General features: G+C 64.2%; 16 protein-coding genes. 8 read left to right on the forward strand and 8 right to left on the reverse strand.

From position 1 onward, the window contains the following. Positions 1–112 precede the first annotated feature (112 nt). The 6 genes from AC1PLR_RS05250 (at position 113) to AC1PLR_RS05275 (ending at position 10446) form a co-directional block, all read left to right on the forward strand. Complete coding sequence (locus AC1PLR_RS05250; RefSeq protein WP_481102878.1) at positions 113–2614, forward strand: type I restriction-modification system subunit M; 2502 nt, start codon at positions 113–115, stop codon at positions 2612–2614. A gap of 94 nt (positions 2615–2708) precedes the next feature. Beyond that, positions 2709–3932: a restriction endonuclease subunit S gene (locus AC1PLR_RS05255; RefSeq protein ID WP_481102879.1), complete on the forward strand. Its 1224-nt coding sequence runs from the start codon at positions 2709–2711 to the stop codon at positions 3930–3932. Further along, entirely contained in the window at positions 3929–5590 is a 1662-nt protein-coding gene (locus AC1PLR_RS05260) for an ATP-binding protein (RefSeq protein ID WP_481102880.1), read from the forward strand. Before AC1PLR_RS05255 ends, AC1PLR_RS05260 begins: the two co-directional genes overlap by 4 nt. A 151-nt stretch (positions 5591–5741) precedes the next feature. Next, positions 5742–9089: a type I restriction endonuclease subunit R gene (locus tag AC1PLR_RS05265; protein WP_481102881.1), complete on the forward strand. Its 3348-nt coding sequence runs from the start codon at positions 5742–5744 to the stop codon at positions 9087–9089. Positions 9090–9105: 16 nt separating this feature from the next. Next, entirely contained in the window at positions 9106–9807 is a 702-nt protein-coding gene (locus tag AC1PLR_RS05270) for a M48 family metallopeptidase (RefSeq protein ID WP_481102882.1), read from the forward strand. 327 nt (positions 9808–10134) lie between these two features. Then, positions 10135–10446: an XAC0095 family protein gene (locus tag AC1PLR_RS05275; protein WP_481102883.1), complete on the forward strand. Its 312-nt coding sequence runs from the start codon at positions 10135–10137 to the stop codon at positions 10444–10446. Between the two features lie 134 nt (positions 10447–10580). Here AC1PLR_RS05275 and AC1PLR_RS05280 read toward each other — a convergent pair whose 3' ends face one another. The 7 genes from AC1PLR_RS05280 to AC1PLR_RS05310 all read right to left on the reverse strand — a co-directional run bounded on the left by AC1PLR_RS05280 (position 10581) and on the right by AC1PLR_RS05310 (position 15892). Beyond that, on the reverse strand, positions 10581–12401 hold the full coding sequence (locus AC1PLR_RS05280; RefSeq protein ID WP_481103531.1) for an XVIPCD domain-containing protein: 1821 nt from the start codon (positions 12399–12401) through the stop codon (positions 10581–10583). A gap of 5 nt (positions 12402–12406) precedes the next feature. Beyond that, the gene (locus AC1PLR_RS05285; protein ID WP_481102884.1) at positions 12407–13015 is read right to left on the reverse strand and encodes a hypothetical protein; all 609 of its coding nucleotides are present in this window, start codon (positions 13013–13015) and stop codon (positions 12407–12409) included. A 247-nt stretch (positions 13016–13262) separates the two neighbouring features. Continuing rightward, positions 13263–13844: a hypothetical protein gene (locus AC1PLR_RS05290; protein WP_481102885.1), complete on the reverse strand. Its 582-nt coding sequence runs from the start codon at positions 13842–13844 to the stop codon at positions 13263–13265. 21 nt (positions 13845–13865) lie between these two features. After that, the gene (locus tag AC1PLR_RS05295; RefSeq protein ID WP_481102886.1) at positions 13866–14462 is read right to left on the reverse strand and encodes a hypothetical protein; all 597 of its coding nucleotides are present in this window, start codon (positions 14460–14462) and stop codon (positions 13866–13868) included. 64 nt (positions 14463–14526) lie between these two features. Continuing rightward, positions 14527–14949, reverse strand: coding sequence for a hypothetical protein (locus AC1PLR_RS05300; protein ID WP_481102887.1), 423 nt, complete (start codon positions 14947–14949; stop codon positions 14527–14529). A 78-nt stretch (positions 14950–15027) separates the two neighbouring features. Then, entirely contained in the window at positions 15028–15288 is a 261-nt protein-coding gene (locus tag AC1PLR_RS05305) for a hypothetical protein (RefSeq protein WP_295842809.1), read from the reverse strand. Positions 15289–15430: 142 nt separating this feature from the next. Continuing rightward, a complete protein-coding gene (locus AC1PLR_RS05310; RefSeq protein WP_481102888.1) occupies positions 15431–15892 on the reverse strand; it encodes a GNAT family N-acetyltransferase in 462 nt (153 codons plus the stop codon). Positions 15893–16113: 221 nt separating this feature from the next. Here AC1PLR_RS05310 and AC1PLR_RS05315 point away from each other — a divergent pair, with 221 nt between their 5' ends. Continuing rightward, positions 16114–16755 (forward strand): HD domain-containing protein, encoded by a 642-nt coding sequence (locus tag AC1PLR_RS05315; RefSeq protein WP_481102889.1) that lies wholly within the window; start codon positions 16114–16116, stop codon positions 16753–16755. A gap of 131 nt (positions 16756–16886) precedes the next feature. After that, a complete protein-coding gene (locus AC1PLR_RS05320; protein WP_481102890.1) occupies positions 16887–19403 on the forward strand; it encodes an excinuclease ABC subunit UvrA in 2517 nt (838 codons plus the stop codon). Between the two features lie 166 nt (positions 19404–19569). Here AC1PLR_RS05320 and AC1PLR_RS05325 read toward each other — a convergent pair whose 3' ends face one another. Next, a complete protein-coding gene (locus AC1PLR_RS05325; protein WP_481102891.1) occupies positions 19570–20199 on the reverse strand; it encodes a DUF4291 domain-containing protein in 630 nt (209 codons plus the stop codon). Positions 20200–20353: the final 154 nt, after the last annotated feature.

A 20353-nucleotide genomic window follows, 5' to 3' on the forward strand; every position in this document is an offset into this window, starting at 1 on the left:
TGCCATTCCATGACCTGCTTGCCTTCTCGCCAATGGCGTGGATAAGGCACTATCGCCTCCCGCCGCCTTTCGCGTTTGGGTGGCCATGTATTCATTGCGAGACATTTGATTCATGCCATTGACTCTTCCCCAACTGGAACGCCATCTATTCAAAGCCGCCGACATTCTGCGCGGCAAGATGGATGCGTCCGAATTCAAGGAATACATCTTCGGGATGTTGTTCCTCAAGCGTTGCTCCGATGTGTTCGAGCAGCGCCGCGAGCAGGTCATCGCCGAGCGCAAGGATGCGGGCGAGAGCGACGCGCAGGCCAAGGCGTCCGCCGAAAATCCCCGTTGGTACAAGGTGGAAGATGTGGTCTGGGTGCCGCCGAACTCGCGCTACCAGACGCTGCTCAACGATGCCCACCAGAACGTGGGCAATGCGCTGAACAAGGCGCTGTCGGGGATCGAGGACACCAACAGCAGCCTCGAAGGTGTGCTCGAGCACATCGACTTCACCCGCAAGGTCGGCCAGAGCAAGATCCCCGACATCAAGCTGCGTCAGTTGATCACCCACTTCGGCCTGTACCGCTTGCGCAATGAGGATTTCGAGTTCCCCGATCTGCTGGGGGCTGCCTACGAATATCTGATCGGCGAATTCGCCGACTCCGCCGGCAAGAAAGGCGGCGAGTTCTACACGCCGCGCTCGGTGGTACGGATGATGGTGCAGCTGCTCAAGCCAGAGCAGCATCACGACATCTACGATCCCTGCAGCGGCTCGGGCGGCATGTTGATCCTGTCCAAGGACTACATTGACGAACACGGCGGCGACGGCCGCAAGGCCAATCTGTTCGGGCAGGAGTTCAACGGCACGGTCTGGTCGATTTCCAAGATGAACATGCTGTTGCATGGCATCAGTACCGCCGACCTGCGTAACGAGGACACTCTGGGTGACCCACAGCATGTCGCCGGTGGCGAGCTGCAGCGCTTCGATCGCGTGTTGACCAACCCCCCGTTCTCGATCAACTGGGGCACCGCCGACAAGAACACTGACGGCAGCCCCGCCTGGGCGCCGAAGTTCCCCGAGCGCTTCCGCTACGGCCAGGTGCCGCTGGGCGCGAAGAAGGCCGACCTGATGTTCCTGCAGCACATGGTGGCCGTGACCCGTGACGGCGGCATGATCGCCACGGTCATGCCGCACGGCGTGCTGTTCCGCGGCGGCGACGAGGCGCGCATCCGTGCCGGATTGATCGCCGACGATCTGCTGGAGGCGGTGATCGGCGTCGCGCCCAATCTGTTCTACGGCACCGGCATCCCGGCCTGCATCCTGGTGCTGCGCCAGCAGGTGCAGCACGGTGGCAACCGCGTCAGCGGCAAGCCGGCGCAGCGACAGGGCAAGGTGCTCTTCATCAATGCCGACCGCGAGTATTTCGAGGGGCGCGCGCAGAACTATCTGCTGCCCGAACACATCGAGAAGATCGTCACGACGTTCGACGAATTCCGCGCCATCGACGGTTTTTCCGCCATTGTCGAAAACGCCACGCTGCTGCAGAACGGCTGCAACCTCAACATCCGCAGGTATGCCGACAACGCCCCGGTGCCGGAACCGCACGACGTGCGCGCGCATCTGGTCGGCGGCGTGCCGAAAGCCGAGGTGCAGGCCAAGGCCGCGTTGTTCGCCGCACATGGCCTGGATCCGCGGGAGCTGTTCGTCGTGCGTGACGCGGCGTATTTCGATTTTGCGCCGACGCTCACTGCGCGCGCGCTGCTCAAGCCTGCCGTCGAAGGCAATCCCGGCCTGCAGGCGAAGGAGGCCGCGCTGCGCGGCGCGTTCGAGGGCTGGTGGCAGGCGCATGGCACCCGCATCACCGCGCTGGCGGGGCGTCAGAACGATGCGGCCGCGCTGGTCGCGCTACGCCATGAACTGCTGGCCAGCTTCAGCGAAGCGCTGGAAGCCGTCGGCCTGCTCGATCCGTTCCAGGTGCGCGGCATCATCGCCGGTTTTTGGGTGCAGACCCGCTACGAATTCCAGACCCTGATGGCGCGCGGCGCCCGCGGCGTCATCGACGCCTGGCGCACCAGCATCGTCACCGCACTGGAGGACAAGGCCGGCAAGGACAACCCGCTGGACCACAAGCTGGTGCGTTTCCTGTTGGCCGAGTTCGTCGAAGCCATCGCCGAACTGGACGCGAAGAAGGCCGAGCTGGACAGCCAGATCAAGGCGGCCGACCCCAAGGCAGCGAAAGACGCCGATGGCGAGGAAGGCGATGCCGAACCGGCCGATGCGGACGAGAATGAAGATACCGTCGATGAGGTACAGCTCAAAGACTGGAAGAAAGACCTGGCTGCGGTGAAGAAGCAGCTCAAGGCGCAGCAAGCCCGCTTCACCGACGAACTCGATCGCAAGGTCGCTGCGCTGGACGAGCCGGCGGCCGCGGCGCTGCTGCTGACCATCCTGCACGACGACATGCGCGCGATCGTCGAGCGCTACGTCGCTGCGCAGCGAAAGGAAGTAGTCGCAGCGTTCGAGACCTGGTGGGACAAGTACCGGGTTACGATGGCGGATATCGAAGGCAAGCGCGATGAGGCGGCGCGGACGTTGCAAGGGTTCTTGAAGGGGTTGGGGTATGTCTGAGTGGCGTCGAGGGAAAATTGGCGACCTCGCGAAGGGACACCGAGGTGTCACATACGCGGCTGGACAACTTTTAGAACTTCATTCGCCTGACTCTGTGACCCTGCTGAGGTCGAACAATATTCGCTTTGGCCGCCTTGAATACGATGATGTTCAGATCGTTCCAAAGCACTTGGTTGCAGAAAACCAGTTGATGCGTGATGGGGATATTGCTGTGTGCATGTCCAACGGATCGAAGTCATTGGTTGGTAAGGCTGCGGCGTTCTTCGGCGGCGGCGCGGGCAAAATCACAGTCGGGGCGTTCTGTTCCATTTTCCGTCCTGAAGTGGGTTGTGTCCCGGAATTTGTAAGGCAGCTGTTTCAATCAGGTGAATATCGAAAGAATCTAGACTTGGCGTTGGCCGGAAGTGCCATCAGCAATCTTCGAAATCGCGATTTGGAGGATTTCGGTTGCGACGTCCCGCCAGAGTGTGAGCAACGCAAGATCGCGGTGATCCTCGGTGCCCTCGACACTGCCATTCACGAAACCGAGGCGCTGATCGCCAAGCTCAAGGCCGTCAAGCAGGGCCTGCTGCACGACCTGCTGACGCGCGGCATCGACGCCAACGGCGAACTGCGCCCGCCGCAGTCCGAAGCGCCACATCTCTACAAGCCTTCATCGCTGGGCTTAATACCTGCGGGCTGGGACACCAAGTGCATTTCGGAGCTGCTTGCGGATCTTGATCCGTCGATGCGCTCTGGTCCTTTCGGAAGTGCGCTTCTGAAGCACGAGCTCGTGGATGATGGATTTCCACTCCTCGGTATCGACAATGTGCACACCGAGCGATTCGCCAGCGACTACGCACGTTTTGTAACTCCGATGAAGTTTGCACAGCTAGCTCGTTATGCTGTTCGTCCGGATGATCTGATGATCACGATCATGGGGACAGTCGGTAGGTGCTGTTTAGTGCCTGGCAACATCGGTCATGCTCTGTCATCAAAACATACATGGACGATCACCTTGGATCACGATGCATACTCCCCGTATCTTGCAATGCTGCAGATAAATTATTCGCCATGGGTTCTGGCTCACTTCGCTCGGGATCAGCAAGGAGGCACGATGGCTGCGATCAGGTCTGATACGTTGCGATCCACTTTGCTTCCAGTGCCTCCGCGAGAGGAACAGCGCCTTATGGAGCAGCGTCTTCGGACGCTAAGCGAGAGGATTGAATCGGAAGCCACCTCTCTGACAAAGCGTCGCGCAGAGAAGGCCGGTCTCATGGACGACCTCCTCACCGGCCGCGTCCGCGTCACGCCGTTACTGGATGCCGCCGCCGCATGACCCACATCCTGCCACCCGCCGAATCGCTGACGGTCGAGTTCAAGAGCGACCGCAGAAAGCTGCCCGACAGCGAGTTGGCCGAGGCCGTGGTGTGTCTGGCCAACGCGGATGGTGGCGAGCTGTGGTTGGGCGTGGAAGACGATGGCACCGCGACCGGTCTGCATGCCGACCACCGGCAGCTAGCCGGCTTGCCCGGCCTGATTGCCGCGCGCACGTCGCCGGCCATCGCGGTGCAGGTGGAGGTAGTCGAGATCGATGGTGTGCCCGTCGCGCGCATCCTGGTGCCGAAGGCCGCCACGGTGGTGGCCACCGCCGCTGGCGTCTACCTGCGCCGCCGCGTAAAGCACGACGGCACGCCCGAATGCGTGCCGATGCTGCCGCATGAGCGCGACAGCCGCCTCGGCCAGCTCGGCCTGGTCGATGCCTCGGCGCAGCCGGTGGCCGGCGCGCAGTTGTCCGATTTCGACCCGCTGGAGCGCGAGCGTCTACGCCAGGCTGTGCAGCAGTACGGCGGCGACCGGGTGCTGCTGGAGCTGGACGACGAGGCGCTGGACGGCGCACTGGGCTTCACTGCGCGCCAGTCCGATGGCCGCCGCGTGCCGACGTTGTGTGGCCTGCTGGTGATCGGCCGGGTCGAGGCGCTGCGCCAGCATGTGCCCACGCATGAGTTTGCGTTCCAGGTGCTGGCCGAACAGGCGGTGCGCTTCAACGAGTTCCGTCGCGTGCCGCTGCTGCAGGCCATCGACTGGCTGGAGACCAACTTCCGCCCGTACAACCCGGAAGAGGAGCTGCAGGTCGGGCTGTTCCGTGTGCCGGTGCCCAAGGTCGATATGGGGGCCTACCGCGAGGCGGTGGCCAATGCGCTGATCCACCGCGATTACCACCGCCTGGGCGCGGTGCATGTGCGGCTGGAGAACGACGCGCTGGTGGTCAGCAACCCTGGCGGTCTGGTCGATGGGGTGACGCTGGACAATTTGCTCACCACCGAGCCGCGTCCACGCAACCGCGCACTGGCCGATGCGATGAAGCGCATCGGCGTGGTAGAACGCTCGGGGCGCGGGGTCGACACGATCTATCGCGGACTGTTGCGCTTCGGCCGCTCGGCGCCGGACTACTCTCGCACGGACAGCCACAGCGTGGTGGTGCGGCTGGATACTGGTGCGGCGGATCTCGACTTCGGCCGCATGGTGGTGGAGCGGGAGCGGCGCAGCAACGGCGAGTTGCCGATCGACAGCCTGATCGCGCTGGCCGCGTTGCGCGAGCTCAAGCGTGTGACCGCCGACGAACTGGCCGCGCGCATCCAGCGCGACCCCGCCAGCGCCAAGCGCACGCTGGAGGCGCTGACCGAGGCCGGCCTGATCGAGGCGCATGGGCAGACCCGCGCGCGCAGCTACACACTGTCGGCCGCCGTGTATCAGCGCCAGGGCGACAAGGCCGCCTATACCCGGCAAGCCGGGTTCACCAGCCTGCAGAACGAGCAGTTGGTACTGAACTACGTGCAGCAGCACGGGCAGATCCGCCGTGCCGAGGTGATGGAACTGTGTCGATTGGGTGCCTTGCAGGCCAAGGCGCTGTTGGGGCGGCTAAAAGCGCAAGGGCGGCTGTCCCAACATGGGACACGCCGGGCGGCCTACTACACCCTTGAACCTGACGACTGAAAGGTGTCGCCAGGAGAACGGGGCCTTTGGAGGTCTTTGGGGCCTTTGGAGGTCTTTGGACATCTTTGGATGTCTTTGGATCGCTTTGGGGTTCTTTGGAGGTCCATGAGAATGTTGGGATGTCCATGGATGCCTGCATCCAGCCAGGGAGATGCTGATGGGTTGGGAGTTGGAAGACGTCGAAAAGCCTTTCGTGACGCAACTGCAGGCGGTGGGCTGGACGCACCTGGCCGGTAGCCTGGACGACCCCGCCGCCACGGAACGCAGCGGCTTCGCCGAGGTCGTTCAGGAAACCCGGCTGCGCGAGCGCCTGCTGGCGCTGAATCCGGGGCCGGACGGCCGCCCATGGCTGGACGATGCCCGTCTGGCTGACGCGGTGGCCGCCATCACGCGCCTGGGAGGACACAAGTTGATGGAGGCCAATCAGCAGGCCACCGAGCTGCTGATCAAGGGCCTGACGGTCGACGGGCTGCCCGGTTGGGAGGGCGGGCGCGGGCAGACGATCCGCTATATCGATTGGGACACGCCGGCCAACAACCGTTTCACCGTGGTCAGCCAGTACCGCGTGGACTGCCCGCCCGGCTTCAACAGCGCCAAGGCGTTCATCGTGCCGGACCTGGTGTTGCTGGTGAATGGCATCCCGCTGGTGGTGGTGGAGTGCAAGAGTCCGTCCATCCCCGAGCCGTTGAGCGAGGCCGTGGACCAGTTGCGCCGCTACAGCAACCAGCGCAAGGCCGCGCTGGAAGTGGACGAGAATGAAGGCAACGAGGCGCTGTTCGCCACCAACCAGTTGCTGGTGGCCAGTTGCGTGGACGAGGCGCGGGTTGCAAGCATCGGTGCGGGCTTCGAGCACTTCGCGCAGTGGAAGACCGTGGTGGGGCCGGACGGTGCAGGATCGGAGGCGGAGGCGGCGCAACGCTTCGGCAAGCAGAAGCTCAACGCCCAGGAGCGGTTGGTTGCCGGCCTGCTGGCGCCAGCGAACCTGCTGGATGTGGTGAAGCACTTCCTGCTGTTCATGCAGGTGGGCGGACAGACCATCAAATCGGTGTGCCGCTATCAGCAGTACCGTGCGGTGAACCGCGCGATCGCAAAGCTCAAGCGTGGCCAGACCCGGCTGCAGCATGGCGAAAGCGATCAGCGAGGCGGCATCATCTGGCATACCCAGGGCTCGGGAAAGTCGCTGACCATGGTGTTCCTGGTGCGCAAGATGCGCGCCGAGCCAGCGCTGCGACGCTTCAAGGTTGTGGTGATCACCGACCGCAAGGACCTGCAAGGCCAGCTATCCGTGACCGCCACGCTCACCGGCGAGACGGTAGAGGTGGCCGACAGTACGTCAGGCCTGAAAGCCCTGGCACGCCGCAAGGGGCCGGGGTTGGTGTTCGTCACCATCCAGAAGTATCGCGATGGCGACACGGCCAACGATGCGCCGCTGAAGGCCGATGACCTGCCGGGTGCTGGACACGCGGTCAAGGAGGTGCGTGCTGCGTATGGCAAGGCCGAAGCGGCTGCGGAGCACTTCGAGGTGCTCAACGATGACGATGCCATCCTGGTGCTGGTGGACGAGGCGCATCGTACCCAGGCCGGCGACCTGCATGCCAACCTGCTGGCCGGATTGCCCAACTGTGCGCGCATCGGCTTTACCGGCACGCCGATCATCATGGGCGAGAAGAAGCGGACACACGAGATCTTCGGCGAGTTCATCGATCGCTACACCATCAAGGAAGCCGAGGCCGATGGGGCGACGGTGCCGGTGCTTTACGAAGGACGTACCGCCAATGGCGCCATCAAGGATGGCGCTAACCTGGACGAACTATTCGAGGATCTGTTCCGCCAGCACACACAGGAAGAGCTGGAAGCGATCAAGCAAAAGTACGCCACCAAGGGCCACATTTTCGATGCGCCCGCACTGATTGCCGACAAGGCGCGCGACATCCTCCGCCATTACGTCGCCAACATCCTGCCCAATGGCTACAAGGCCCAGGTGGTGGCTTACAGCCGGCTGGCCGCCACCCGCTATTTCGCCGCTTTGAAAACCGCACGCGACGAACTGCTGCAGGAGGCCGATGCGTTGAGCCCGCAGGACCAGGCGATGGACGATGAGGCCCTGTGCCTGCGGTCGCCGAAGGTGCGGGCGGTGGTCCAGGCCTGGCGCTATCGCGAGGTGCTGGCGCGGATCGAGTTCGCGCCGATCATCTCCGGCAGCAACAACGACGATCCCGGCTGGAAGCGCTGGACCGACAGTGCTGTCCATGATTCGCTGATCAAACGCTTCAAGAAGCCGCTGCTGCATCCGGATGCGACCAAAGCGGATCCGCTGGCGTTTCTGGTGGTCAAGTCGATGCTACTGACGGGATTCGATGCGCCGATCGCGGGCGTGATGTACCTGGACCGGCCCGTTCGCGAGGCCGAGTTGCTGCAGGCCATTGCGCGCGTCAATCGCACGGGCTTTGGTAAGCGCCGCGGCATCGTCGTGGACTATTATGGTGTGGCCCAGCACCTGAAGGAAGCGCTGGCTGCCTATGCCGACGAAGATGTGGTCGGCGCACTAGCAAGTTTGAAGGACGAAGTGCCGGTGTTGCGCGATCGGCATGCGCGGGTGGTTGAGCTGTTCCGCGAACGGGGCATCGCATCACTAGCCGATACCGAGGCCTGTGTGGATGCACTGGGTAACGAAAAGCTCAGGGCGGAGTTCGTGGTCAAGCTCAAGGCCTTTCTTGGGTCGCTGGACACGGTTTTGCCACGTCCGGAAGGCCTGCCGTTCTCTGCCGATGCCAAGCGCCTGGCCTACATCCACGCGCGCGCCCGTAATCGCTACAAGGACACGCCGGTGCTTGGAAAGGACGTGGGCGCCAAGGTGCGCAAGTTGATCGACGATCATGTGATCTCGCTGGGCATCGACCCGAAGATTCCGCCGATTCAGTTGACCGACGCCCAGTTCGATGCCCATGTGGGCCGGGCCGCGAATGACCGCGCCAAGGCTTCGGAAATGGAACACGCGGTGCGCTCGCATATCCGCAAGCATGCCGACGAGGACCCGGTGCTGTACCGCAAGCTTTCTGAGCGATTGAACGAGATCTTGCGGGCGTTGGGCGAACAATGGAGTGAGGTGGTTGCCCAGCTGCAGGCGCTGGTCGACGACGTGCGCAACGGTAGCGTCGGCGCCGCCGATACGCCGGCGGGTGTGCCGGAGTATTGCGCGCCGTTTCTTCGCACGGTGATGGACGTGGTCTGCGCCGGGCGCGAGCCGACTCCGGCGGAACTGCTTCGGTTGATGGACGTGACCGTGGAACTGGTCGAGCTGCTGGTGCAGGAGCTGCAGAGCAACCGCAATATCTGGAGTCCGCACAAGCGCGCGGCACAGGAACAGCTCAACGGTTTGCTGTTCGATCGTCTGATGCGGCTGCGCCCCCCGCTGATGGATGAGGATGCGGCGGGGCTGCTCACCGACAAGCTGATGGAACAGGCGCGTGCCAGCCATGAGCGGCTGATGCAGGTGTGATGCCATGCGAGCTGCCATGACTGCCTCCAGTCTGCAGGTGGACGATCTGCTGTTCACCGTGCGGTACAGCGCGCGCCGACGAACGATGGAGATCACTGTCGAGCGTGATGGTGCGCTTGTGCTTTCTGCACCGCCGGACGTGACGGAGTCCAGGTTGCGCGCCTTCGTGCAGGAAAAGCGCTTCTGGATCTACACCCGGTTAGCGGAGAAGGATCGCCTGCAACGCCATGCGCCGCGCAAGGCGTTTGTGGGTGGCGAGGGCTTCCTTTACCTGGGGCGAAGCTACCGGTTGAAGATGGTGGCCGATCAGGAAGTACCGTTGAAGCTGTCCGCCGGGCGCTTCTGCCTGGCATCCCATGCATTGCCCGCTGCCAGGGAACATTTCATTCGCTGGTATGGCGAACGTGCCAAGCGCTGGCTGTCGGATCGCATGCTCGAACACGCGCTGCGCATGGACGTCGCTCCGGTCGGGGTAAAGGTTCAGGATCTTGGCTACCGCTGGGGTTCGTGCGGCAAGGGGGATTGGCTGTACTTCCATTGGAAGACCATTCTGCTGCCGGCTCGCATCGCCGAGTATGTGTTGGTGCATGAGATGGCGCATCTGCACGAGGCGCACCACACGCCTTCATTCTGGCTCCGTGTGGAGCGCGCCATGCCGGACTATTTGCAGCGCAAGGCTTGGTTGGCGGAAAACGGCATTGATGTCGAAGGGATCTGACGCGCGGCGAAAGGCGTGTGTCGCTTGATGTTTGCCGCATGCCACCATCCGCGGATGAGGCGGCTTGACGCGTTGCATCGGTGGTAGCAATATTACTAAACGGAGCCTAGAAACTCTGCTAACAGCGGTACCCACCTCCGACAAACCGGTGGGTTTTTTGTGCCTGCGTGCTTTGCAGGTGCAGCCGACGCGACCTCTGCGTCGGGAGGGCGGTGAATACAACACCCGCAAGGGGAATAAGCCCGCCGGCTGTTAGCGGTTTCTAGCCTCCCGACTTCCCATCCGCCATTGGCGGCGGACGGCCACTTCATGGAAGGAGAGGCGACGATGTCGGAGCACAGAACGGACGACCTTGAAAAGGTGGGCTATTTCCTGCCCGAAGCGAGCCAGTTCCGGCTGGTGCGGCTGGGCGAGTTCATCAAGTTCCTCGCACGACTGGCGGAGCCACGCAGCGTGTCCGAGGAACGCGAGGCCGCACCGAAGGTACGTGCGGGGGAACTGGCGGTGTGCATGGAACTGCTCGCGGAGCAACTGGACATGGTGCTGCGCGAGGTGTCGTGGCCGGCGCAGCGTCAGTCCCCCTATCAGGCGCCGGGCCATGACGCCGGGAGCGGGGCGCCCGGGCATCGTCTACGGTAGACGCATCGCCGTTCGACCCATGCGTTGTGGCTTTGATCGGTGGCCACACCGTTGCTGTGCAACCCCGCGCGCGTGACCGGTGGCGCCCCTGCGGTCGTGCCGATGCTGGCGTTCGTTGGTAGAGCTTGCGGCGTCTACATCGAACGCAGCGGCGCCGCTTGCGGCTGTACGGGCGCCTGCTGCTGGCTGCGCTGCAGTTCCTCGGTCCTTGCTTGCTGCTGCACCGCCTCCAACTGCGCGAAGCGTTGCTCCGCCGGCGCCGCGAGCGCGTCCTGCATGGGCATGTGCGCGCGGTGCGCGGCAGGGTCGGGCGATGGGTGGCCGGTGCGCCACAGGTGCACCACCTCGCCACTGCCCAAGGTTGAGGTAGGCGTGTTGGCGGCGATCTTCAGGTCGTCTTTTGCCGTGAAGCCCTTTTCGCCCGCCAGCAGCAACAGGCTCGCGCTCAGCCGCTCGCTGTTCTCATCCCAAGGTTTGCCGGCCTGTTGATCCAGCCCGCGCACGCCTTCGCGGATCTTCTCTAACAAGGGGGTGCTGGGATGTCCAGGGTCGCCGGGCTGGGCGCGCCCTGCGTGCGGCGAGTCGCGCTCGGAGGTTGGACTGATGTGCTGGTGGGAATCTTGAGTGTGTTGCAGCAGGCCGGGTGTGGGCGGTGTGGTGCTGGTATCCCAGAACGCCTGAGGGGTGGCCGTGCTGTCTTGCGGCAAGGCGATGCCATTGCGCTCCAGCAAGGTCTCGTTGAAATGCAGGCGTTGCATGTTCAGATGCATTTGCGGCGCGACGCCGCGGATGGGGTGCGCGTTTTCTCTGTCGATCTTGATCGCGCGGCTCAGTGCCAAGGCGCCGTAGTAATTGGGGTAGTCCGAGTCGCCGTGGTACCCGATGCCGGTTGTCTGGTCCACTGATAGGCCAGGCGTGCCTTTGGGAAGCTTGTCGAAGTAGTAGCGGCCTTGTGCGGCAATGTTCTCCGGCGTCATCGGGAGCGAACCGTCCGCATTGAAGCTGAGTCCTGGTCGTGCCCTGGCTTGACTAGGATTGGCCGGGTCTGCTTCGACAAAGTCCTTGATGCGGCTGTTCGGAATGCCTTTCATGGCGGTCAGATCGACCTGAGGGTTGATCTGACGCTCTCGATCGATCAATGCGTTCCAGCCCGAAATTTGTGCCTTGGCTTCATCCTCCCGGTTTCTTGCAACCAAGTTTTCGATAGGAACCGTGTAGTCGTTGATCGGATTGTTGTCGCTGGCGATCGCCTTCACGGCGGAATCGAATTGACGATAGGCGCCGACCATCGACACTTGATTGAAGGCGTGTTGGGTCTCGTGGCCCAGTACGAATGTCAGATCAGTAGCGCCGTTCTGATTGAATCGGCTTGGCGATTGCCCCAGCGTAGTAGGCGGGATGCTCATCGTCTTGTTTGCAGGATTGAAGGTTCCTCCTGCGATGGTTCCGCTGAGCGGTGCGAAATTCTCAAGCAACATGTGCTGTTGCCGGTTGCTACTGGTGTTGCTGTCGATCGTGGTGACCGCTCGCTTCATTTCGGTGGCCAGTGCGGGCGAGCTGTTGATCGTCGCTTGCAGATTGGTGACCATGTCTTGGGTCACCGCCTGGCTTTGCTGGTTGGCGTCTACATAGGTGGTGTGAGCGAAGCGTATGCTCATCTCCTGCAGACGCAGAGTGCCGCGCAAATCTTCTGCAGCGGCGGAGCCAGGTTGGAGTGTGGGAAGGGTGACAACCCCGGACGACTTGTCGTAAGACCCGATCAACGATTGGGAGCCGCTTTGGCTCAATGCGAAGCCGCTCAAATGACCGTTGGCAGCTTCTTGATTGAGACGCTGTGTGAGGTCCTGATCTGCAGCAATGGTTGCGCGCAACTGTGCTGCCTGATCAGCGGTGACCCCCGGCTGGCTGGCGAATCGCGTCAAGGCCGCCTGCAACTGTGCGTTTGCTGCCGGCATCGTCGTCACCCCTCTAGTTTGTGGAGGCTGATCGCTTCGATGCAGGTTCCGCCAGGTGCGTCTGGAGACTTCAGTGCTTTGTTCTGGGGGGTGACTTGGATGTAGAGATCATTGCGCGAATAATAGAAGGAAAGCGCCCATCCGAACTCGTTGTAGGATGTTGGCTCGGGCTTGAAACCGTGCTTCTTCAAGGATTCATCGTAGTTTTTCAATATCAGGTCGCATGGCGGTGAATTTGCTTCACTTGTGCTTCCTGCTGCGGATAGTTCCAGATTTACATTCGAATATCTTGGAAATTTTTCGTTGAAGTTGTAGGTGAGGTTGTATTCCCGGTTGTCTTGGGACTTCAGCACGTAGAATCCGGAATTTTTCGCTTCATCCCTGGTGAATGGGACGTCCATGAGCCGTTGCAGCGACTCCGCGGACAGGTCATCGAATTTGTCGATAGTCTCTATCATCGCTAGGAAGCGATGGCCCAGTTCGCCTGGCGTCATTTCCGTGTGCTCCTTCATGTTTCCTGCTTGTCGCTCGTTGGCTGCCAAGCTGTTGGTTGCGCAGGATGTTGATAGAAAGATGATTGCTAAGGCCAATGGAATCGTTGAAGTTGCTTTCACGTTGCCTGCTCCGTTTTTGCTGGCCTCGACGCTGCTTCTTCTTGCGCCGGACAATACTGTCGATCTCAAACGTTTGTGTCTGGGCTCCCGATGGATGTCTTCTTTCTGGTCGGAGCAATGTCACATGCGCATCCACCATTTGCTTTTGTTGCGCGTAATTTCGCTCCTTGATCGGTGGTCACTCCCGGCTGGTTGGCAAACTGAGCCAGGGCGGCTTCTAACTGAGCATTGACGTTTGTCATTACGGTCACTCCCCAAATTTCTGGATGCTGATCGCTTTGGCGCAGGTCGAATTTTGGCGCTGGGGGACGATCTGAACATGCATGTTGTTGCGGCTGTAGTGCAGCGCCACGAGTCCTCTGATCTCGTCTTGCGTACTGGGTCTGGTACTGAACCCCGCCGCCTTCAGGGCATGGTCGTATTCGTCAAGCCCAAGGTCGCAAGGAAGGCTGTTTTCATCGACTGAATTGGCCGCCTTGATCAGCTCAATCGTTACGTTCGAGTATTCCTCGAGTTTGCTGTCCAAGTTATACGTTATTCCGTATTGCCACTTCCCATCTGGCAATTTGAGTGCATAAGCCCCCGATTTTTCGTCTCCCTCGAAGGTTGCTCCAATGGCGGACTGAATCGATTTGGCCGACAGGTCGTTGAAATTCTGCGTGCTCTCGATCATCGATAGGAAGCGATGTCCAAGATCGGCTGCAGTCATTTCATTATTCGAGTTCATGTTTCTTCCTTGGCTTGTGTCGGCTGCCAGGCCAGTGGTTGCACAGGAGGTTGAACAAACGGTTAGCGTCAAGGCGAGTAAGATTTTTTCAATTCTTTTCATGGTATGTACTCCTCCTCGGCGTCACTGCGAAAGTGGATGCATCGCATGCCGAATTAGACCATCATGCCTCAGCCTCTTGGGTGCGTGATACCGCAGTTCCTCGGTGCGTTCCGGCGACAGCATGCGGTTGCCGATGCCCGGTTCGAGGCGTCCGCGAAACCCCAGCACGGACACATTCATCAGCTCGCCGAAGGTGCGGTAGGCGGAGTTGCTGTTGACGGTGTCGCCGAAGACCTTGAAGCCGTAGTTCGGATAGTCGCGGTCCTGTGCGTTGAGTTCCGGCACGGCGCGCACCGCGGTGTTCCAGCGCTCCAGGATCTCGTGCTTGTCGCCGGTGGCCACCGTGCGCGACGGTTGGTCGTCGCGGATGTAGCTGGTGCTGTCGACCTTTTCGCCGATGGAGCGGGCGTACGCAGGATCGTGCGGGTAATGCCAGGCGCGCAGCGCGTGCCGGGTGGCGTCGGTGCCGATGGGGATGGCCTGGCCGGTCTGGCGATCGGTGGCCAGGCCATGCAGTTCCGCCACGGCCTTGCCATGTTCGTCCCGTAACACCCAGAAGGCGTGGCCGGCGATGCCGATGACGCCGAGCGAGCGGGCTTCGATGGCGTAATTGGGCATGGTCGTGTCCTTCCTTGGTCGCTTTGATGGCGCGGGGATCAGAACCGCCGTGTCCTATTCGGGCTCAATACGGTTGCGTGGCGACGCAGCGATCCAGTGCGGTCTTGAGATCCTGCATCGCCTTGTCGACGCCCAGGTCGACGAAATAGGCGCCAGCGCCCTTGAGGGCGAGCTTGGCCTGGTTGGCGCCCGGTGGGCGCTCCAGGCGCAGGCGAAAGCCGCTGCGGTTCGTCTCGGGGAAGTCGCCCGATTCCAGGATGCCTAGCGCTGGATCTTCGCGAGTGACCTTGGGCCAGGAGCTGCTTGTCTCGGACAGGGTGGCGATGCTGGATTCGGCGCAGTCGAACAGGCGCTGGTTGGGCAGGTCGGCTGGAACGCGCAGCACCGCCGAGGCCATGGGCGTCTTGCGGGCGGCAGCGGGCATGCTGCAGGCGCTGGCGACCAGCGCCAGGCCGGCGAATTGGGCGATGCGGTGCCATGGCGTCATGAGGACGTTCCTTGCGTGGGCTGCGGCGAGCTTCCTGCTCGGCGCATGCTGCCGAATGCGCTAGGTGTCGCTGCGCGGTCAGCGCCGCGCGCGCCGCCAGGCAATCAGCGCCACGGCGGCCAGGGCGGCGACTGTGCCAACCGCGGCCACCTGCGCCGCACGCTTGGCGCGTTGTTCGCGCAGGCGCAGCGCCTCCGCGTCGGCGTCATCGGCGGACAGCGGCGAGCGGTACACGCTGTGCGCGGCGGCGCGGCCGGAGATGGCGGCACGGCGCGCGGGCGGGGTCGGGGCGCTGTCGGTGGCGGTGTCGTCCACGGCGTGGGCTGTGTCGGTGATCATGGTGGGTTGCATCCTCGGCGCTGCGTTCATGCGTGTGTGGATCGAGCGGTAGGTTAGGTAAGGCCGCTCCATCTTTCCAAGCGCCACGTTAACGCGGCGCGGGGGAAAAGTAATGTGCAGGCGCGGCGACGCGGGCACCCGCTCAGCCGACCGGGCGCACCATCAGCAGCACGCGGCTGCCGTAGGAATCGGCTTCCTGCACGGGCTGCCAGCCGTGGCGGGCATACAGGCCGCCGTCCAGGTGCTCGGTCTGCAGATACAGCGCGCCCAGGCCCAGGGTCGCGGCGTCGGCCAGGGCATGGGCAAGCAGGCGGCCGGCAATGCCACGTCCGCGATAGGCCGCGTCCACGTACACGCCGCCCAGCCAGTAAGGGTACTGGGGGAAGGCATCCATTTCCCGGTATTTCAGCTGCGCCACGGCGATCGCGTGGGCGCCGTCGAAGGCCGCCAGCAGGCGCGGCAGGCCGTGCGCATCCGGCGCGCGCTGCAGTTGGCGCAGTTCGTCATCCAGCGAGAAGCCCGCCTCGCGGCCCCAGGCCGCGTGGTACCAGGCCGCGATCTGCGGCAGGTCCGGGGCGTGCTGGTCGAGATGACGGACGTCCATGTGCGGGCGTTGCGATGATAGGGAAGCAGGCAAGTGTAAGTGGGAAGGAGCTTAGGCCAGGCAGGGCGACGCGGCGGCCTGCGTCCGTGCGCGCTATCGGCCGATCACGCAGGCAATGCCCGCACGCGCGGCTTGAACGGCGGCCATGTCCACGTGCCTCTCCACGCGCTCACGTCGGCAAGTTTGGCGATAATGCCGGCCTGTTCCGTCAGGATCGCCGCATGACCGCTCTTACCGAACGTTACGCGCGCGCCGTGGACTATGCGCGCATCGCCCACGCCGGCCAGTTCCGCAAGGGCGGCACGGTGCCGTATCTGAGTCACGTGTTGGGCGTGTCGACGCTGGTGCTGGAGGCCGGCGGCGACGAGGACCAGGCGATCGCGGCGCTGCTGCACGACGTGGTGGAGGATTGCGGCGCCGGGCACGAGGCGGTGATCCGCGCGCAGTTCGGCGAGGCGGTGGCGGACATGGTGATGGCGTGCACCGACGCGACCGCCGAGCGCAAGGCAGTGCAGGCGGACGTGCCGGCCAGGCGCCGCGACTGGCGCATCCGCAAGCAAGCCTATCTGGCGCACCTCGCCGAGGCCCCGGACGCGGTGCTGCTGGTATCGGCCTGCGACAAGCTCTACAACGCGCGCAGCATCGTCGCCGACCTGGAAGACCCCGACGTCGGCATCGCAGTGTTCGAGCGCTTCACCGCCGGCCGCGACGGCACGCTGTGGTACTACCAGGCGCTGCATGCGATCTACGCCGAACGCGGCGTGGCGGTGCTGCGCGCCTTCTCCAGCGCGGTGACGCGGATGCAGGCGCTGGCCGCGCGTGCCGAAGATGCCGATACGATGACGGCGCCCGCGTTGAGCTGAGACCTGCGTCACTCGCGACGCTGCGCTTTCGCCGACGACCGACCAAGCGCGCTGCAGCGCAGTCGCCGCGACACGCCCATGTCGGCCGACCGGCTAAGCTTGCGCGCTCCTTCGCGTTGCCGGTCCTGCCCATGTCCACGCCTCCCGCTTCCGCCGCTTCCGGCTTCGTGCGCGTCCGCGGTGCGCGCGAGCACAACCTCAAGGACGTGGACGTTGAGCTGCCGCGCGATGCGCTGGTGGTGTTCACCGGCGTGTCCGGTTCGGGCAAGTCGTCGCTGGCGTTCGGCACGTTGTTCGCCGAGGCGCAGCGGCGCTACCTGGATTCGATCTCGCCGTATGCGCGGCGGCTGATCGACCAGGCCGGCGTGGCCGACGTCGACGCCATCGATGGCCTGCCGCCGGCGGTGGCGCTGCAGCAGCATCGCGGCGCGCCGAGCACGCGCTCGTCGGTGGGTAGCGTCACCACCATCTCCAACTCGCTGCGCATGCTGTACTCGCGTGCCGGCACGTATCCGCCGGGACAGGGCATCATCCACGCCGACGGCTTCTCGCCGAACACGCCGGCCGGTGCCTGCCCCACCTGCCACGGGCTGGGCCGCATCTACGACGCCACCGAGGCGTCGATGGTGCCGGACCGTTCGCTGAGCATCCGCGAGCGCGCGGTGGCGGCGTGGCCGCCGGCCTGGCATGGTCAGAATCTGCGCGACATCCTCACCACGCTCGGCCACGACGTCGACGTGCCATGGTCCAAGTTGCCGAAGAAGACCCGCGACTGGATCCTGTACACCGACGAGCAGCCGACCGTGCCGGTGTATCCCGGCTTCACCCTGGCCGAGACCCAGCGCGCGCTCAAGCGCAAGCAGGAGCCGGCATACATGGGCACCTTCAGCAGCGCGCGCCGTTATGTGCTGCACACCTTCGCCACCACGCAGAGCGCGATGATCAAGAAGCGTGTGGCGCAGTACCTGATCAGCACCGCGTGCCCCAGTTGCGACGGCAAACGGCTGCGCCGCGAGACGCTGTCGGTGACCTTCGCCGGGCTGGACATCGGCGCACTGTCGCAGCGCCCGCTCGGCGAGGTGGCCGACCTGCTGCGGCCCGCGGCCGAGGGACGCCTGCAAGGCCGCTCGCGGCATCCCGAGCAGGCGCTGGCCGCGCAGCGCATCGCCCAGGATCTGCTGTCGCGGATCCAGGTGGTGGAGGCGTTGGGCCTGGGCTATCTGACCCTGGAGCGCAGCACGCCGACGCTGTCGCCCGGCGAACTGCAGCGGCTGCGCCTGGCCACGCAGATCCGCTCGCAGCTGTTCGGCGTGGTCTACGTGATGGACGAGCCGTCGGCGGGCCTGCATCCGGCCGACACGCAGGCGCTGCTGGGTGCGCTGGACCAACTCAAGGGCGCGGGCAATTCGCTGTTCGTGGTGGAACACGAGATCGACGTGATCCGCCATGCCGACTGGATCGTCGATGTCGGCCCCGGTGCCGGCGAGCACGGCGGCCAGGTGCTGTACAGCGGCCCGCCGGCGGGACTGGCGCAGGTACAGGCCTCGTCCACGCGCCGCTACCTGTTCGCCGAACCGCAGGCCGCTGCCCATTCGCCGCGCACGCCGGAGGCCTGGCTGCAGTTACGCGAGGTCAGCCGCAACAACGTGGTCGCGCTGGACGTGGACATCCCGCTGGGCGTGTTCACCACCGTCACCGGCGTGTCCGGCTCGGGCAAGTCCTCGCTGGTCAGCCAGGCGCTGGTGGAGTTGCTGGGCACGCAATTGGGCCAGGCGCCGGCCGAGGCGGAGGAGGAACTGGATCCGCTGGAACGCGGTGCGCGCGTGGCCACCGACGGCTACATCGCCGACGGCCTGCAGCACGTGCGGCGGCTGGTGCAGGTGGACCAGGCGCCGATCGGACGCACGCCGCGCTCCAACCTGGCCACCTACACCGGCCTGTTCGACCATGTGCGCAAGCGCTTCGCGGCCACGCCGGCGGCGCGCAAGCGCAAGTACGATGCCGGGCGTTTTTCCTTCAACGTGGCCAAGGGTCGTTGCGAAACGTGCGAAGGCGAGGGCGCGGTGAGCGTGGAACTGCTGTTCATGCCCAGCGTGTATGCGCCGTGCCCGACCTGCCATGGCGCGCGCTACAACGCCAAGACGCTGGAGATCGAACTGCGCGGCCAGAACATCGCCCAGGTGCTGCGCATGACCGTGGCGCAGGCGCTGGACTTCTTTGCCGACGACTCGGCGATCGTGCGGCCGCTGCAGGTGCTGGTGGAGGTGGGCCTGGGCTATCTGCGGCTGGGCCAGCCGGCCACCGAGCTGTCCGGCGGCGAGGCGCAACGCATCAAGCTGGCCAGCGAGCTGCAGCGCGCACAGCGCCGCGGCACCGTGTACGTGCTGGACGAACCCACCACCGGCCTGCACCCCGCCGACGTGGACACGCTGTTGCGGCAATTGCACGGGCTGGTGGAGGCTGGCAACACGGTGGTGGCGGTGGAGCACGACATGCGCGTGGCCGCGGCCAGCGACTGGATCATCGACATGGGCCCGGGCGCGGGCGGGGCGGGTGGCAAGGTGGTGGCGGCGGGCGTGCCAGCTGTGGTGGCCCGGCAGGCCGAGAGTCGAACCGCGCCGTTTCTGGCGGCGGAGTTGGCGGGGTGATCGGGCCGCTGCAGTGAGCGCCTGTCGCCTGATGTAAATCCCACGTGGGAGCGGCTTCAGCCGCGACAGGCATCGCGGGAATGCCTGTCGCGGCTGAAGCCGCTCCTACGACGGTCGACGAGCCCGCTCGCGCGCCTGGGGCGTGCGCCACCGCAGCCGATGATGGCTACTGGTCGTCCAGCCCGAGGTTCTGCGCCGCGCTGGCTGGCGGTACGTAGACCCGCTCGTGCGGCACCTGCAGCGCCGCCTCGCCGTGCTGCAGGTTCAGCGCCTGCGCGTGCACGAAATCGGTGATGTCGGTGATCGAGAGGGCCCGCCGTTCGCCGTACTGGCGCAGCGCCTGGCCGCGCAGCCCCAGTTGCAGTGCGCGACGCGGCAGCGCGCTGCCGTCGGGCGCGTGGTCGGGGTCCCACTGCAGGCGCACGTCGGATTGCTGGACTGCGTCCTTCCACGCGGCATGGCTGGCGAAGCGCACCGGATCGAACGTCGACGGTACCGCGGCGCGCAGCAGTTCGTCGAAGAAGGCGCGCGGCAGCCGGATCGCCAGGATCCGCTCCTGCCCTTGCTTCTGCGCCCAACCGGCGCGGTACATCATCCACAGGAAGTTCGGCTTGATCCAGCTCATGCGGTCGTAGCTGAACTCGCCGCCGAAGCGTTGATGGGCCACCGCGAACTGCGCGATCGCGGGGCGGTAGGCCTGGTAGACATCGATCGCATCGGCGTCGAAGTGCGCCAGGATGTGACGGCCCTGGCGGGGCCAGGCGGGCTGCAAGGCAGCATAGGGAACGGAATGCATCTGCGTGCAGTCTACGTCGTCGCAACAGCGTCGTCGATCTGTCGCCACGTCTTCCCGTGTCGGTTGGCTGCGGTCGCATGTGCGTGCACTGAACCACTCAGCCTGCGCTCGCCCCCAGGCTCGCGCACTGAGACCGGCACTGGCTACCCTGGTG

The sequence above is a fragment of the Xanthomonas sp. NCPPB 3570 genome (genome assembly GCF_056725115.1).

Coding starts and splice junctions, on each gene's coding strand:
- AC1PLR_RS05275 (WP_481102883.1), top strand. CDS start 10,135: ATGTCGGAGCACAGAACGGACGACCTTGAAAAGGTGGGCTATTTCCTG.
- AC1PLR_RS05270 (WP_481102882.1), top strand. CDS start 9,106: ATGACTGCCTCCAGTCTGCAGGTGGACGATCTGCTGTTCACCGTGCGG.
- AC1PLR_RS05305 (WP_295842809.1), bottom strand. CDS start 15,288: ATGATCACCGACACAGCCCACGCCGTGGACGACACCGCCACCGACAGC.
- AC1PLR_RS05260 (WP_481102880.1), top strand. CDS start 3,929: ATGACCCACATCCTGCCACCCGCCGAATCGCTGACGGTCGAGTTCAAG.
- AC1PLR_RS05310 (WP_481102888.1), bottom strand. CDS start 15,892: ATGGACGTCCGTCATCTCGACCAGCACGCCCCGGACCTGCCGCAGATC.
- AC1PLR_RS05290 (WP_481102885.1), bottom strand. CDS start 13,844: ATGAAAAGAATTGAAAAAATCTTACTCGCCTTGACGCTAACCGTTTGT.
- AC1PLR_RS05280 (WP_481103531.1), bottom strand. CDS start 12,401: ATGCCGGCAGCAAACGCACAGTTGCAGGCGGCCTTGACGCGATTCGCC.
- AC1PLR_RS05250 (WP_481102878.1), top strand. CDS start 113: ATGCCATTGACTCTTCCCCAACTGGAACGCCATCTATTCAAAGCCGCC.
- AC1PLR_RS05300 (WP_481102887.1), bottom strand. CDS start 14,949: ATGACGCCATGGCACCGCATCGCCCAATTCGCCGGCCTGGCGCTGGTC.
- AC1PLR_RS05265 (WP_481102881.1), top strand. CDS start 5,742: ATGCTGATGGGTTGGGAGTTGGAAGACGTCGAAAAGCCTTTCGTGACG.
- AC1PLR_RS05315 (WP_481102889.1), top strand. CDS start 16,114: ATGACCGCTCTTACCGAACGTTACGCGCGCGCCGTGGACTATGCGCGC.
- AC1PLR_RS05325 (WP_481102891.1), bottom strand. CDS start 20,199: ATGCATTCCGTTCCCTATGCTGCCTTGCAGCCCGCCTGGCCCCGCCAG.
- AC1PLR_RS05320 (WP_481102890.1), top strand. CDS start 16,887: ATGTCCACGCCTCCCGCTTCCGCCGCTTCCGGCTTCGTGCGCGTCCGC.
- AC1PLR_RS05295 (WP_481102886.1), bottom strand. CDS start 14,462: ATGCCCAATTACGCCATCGAAGCCCGCTCGCTCGGCGTCATCGGCATC.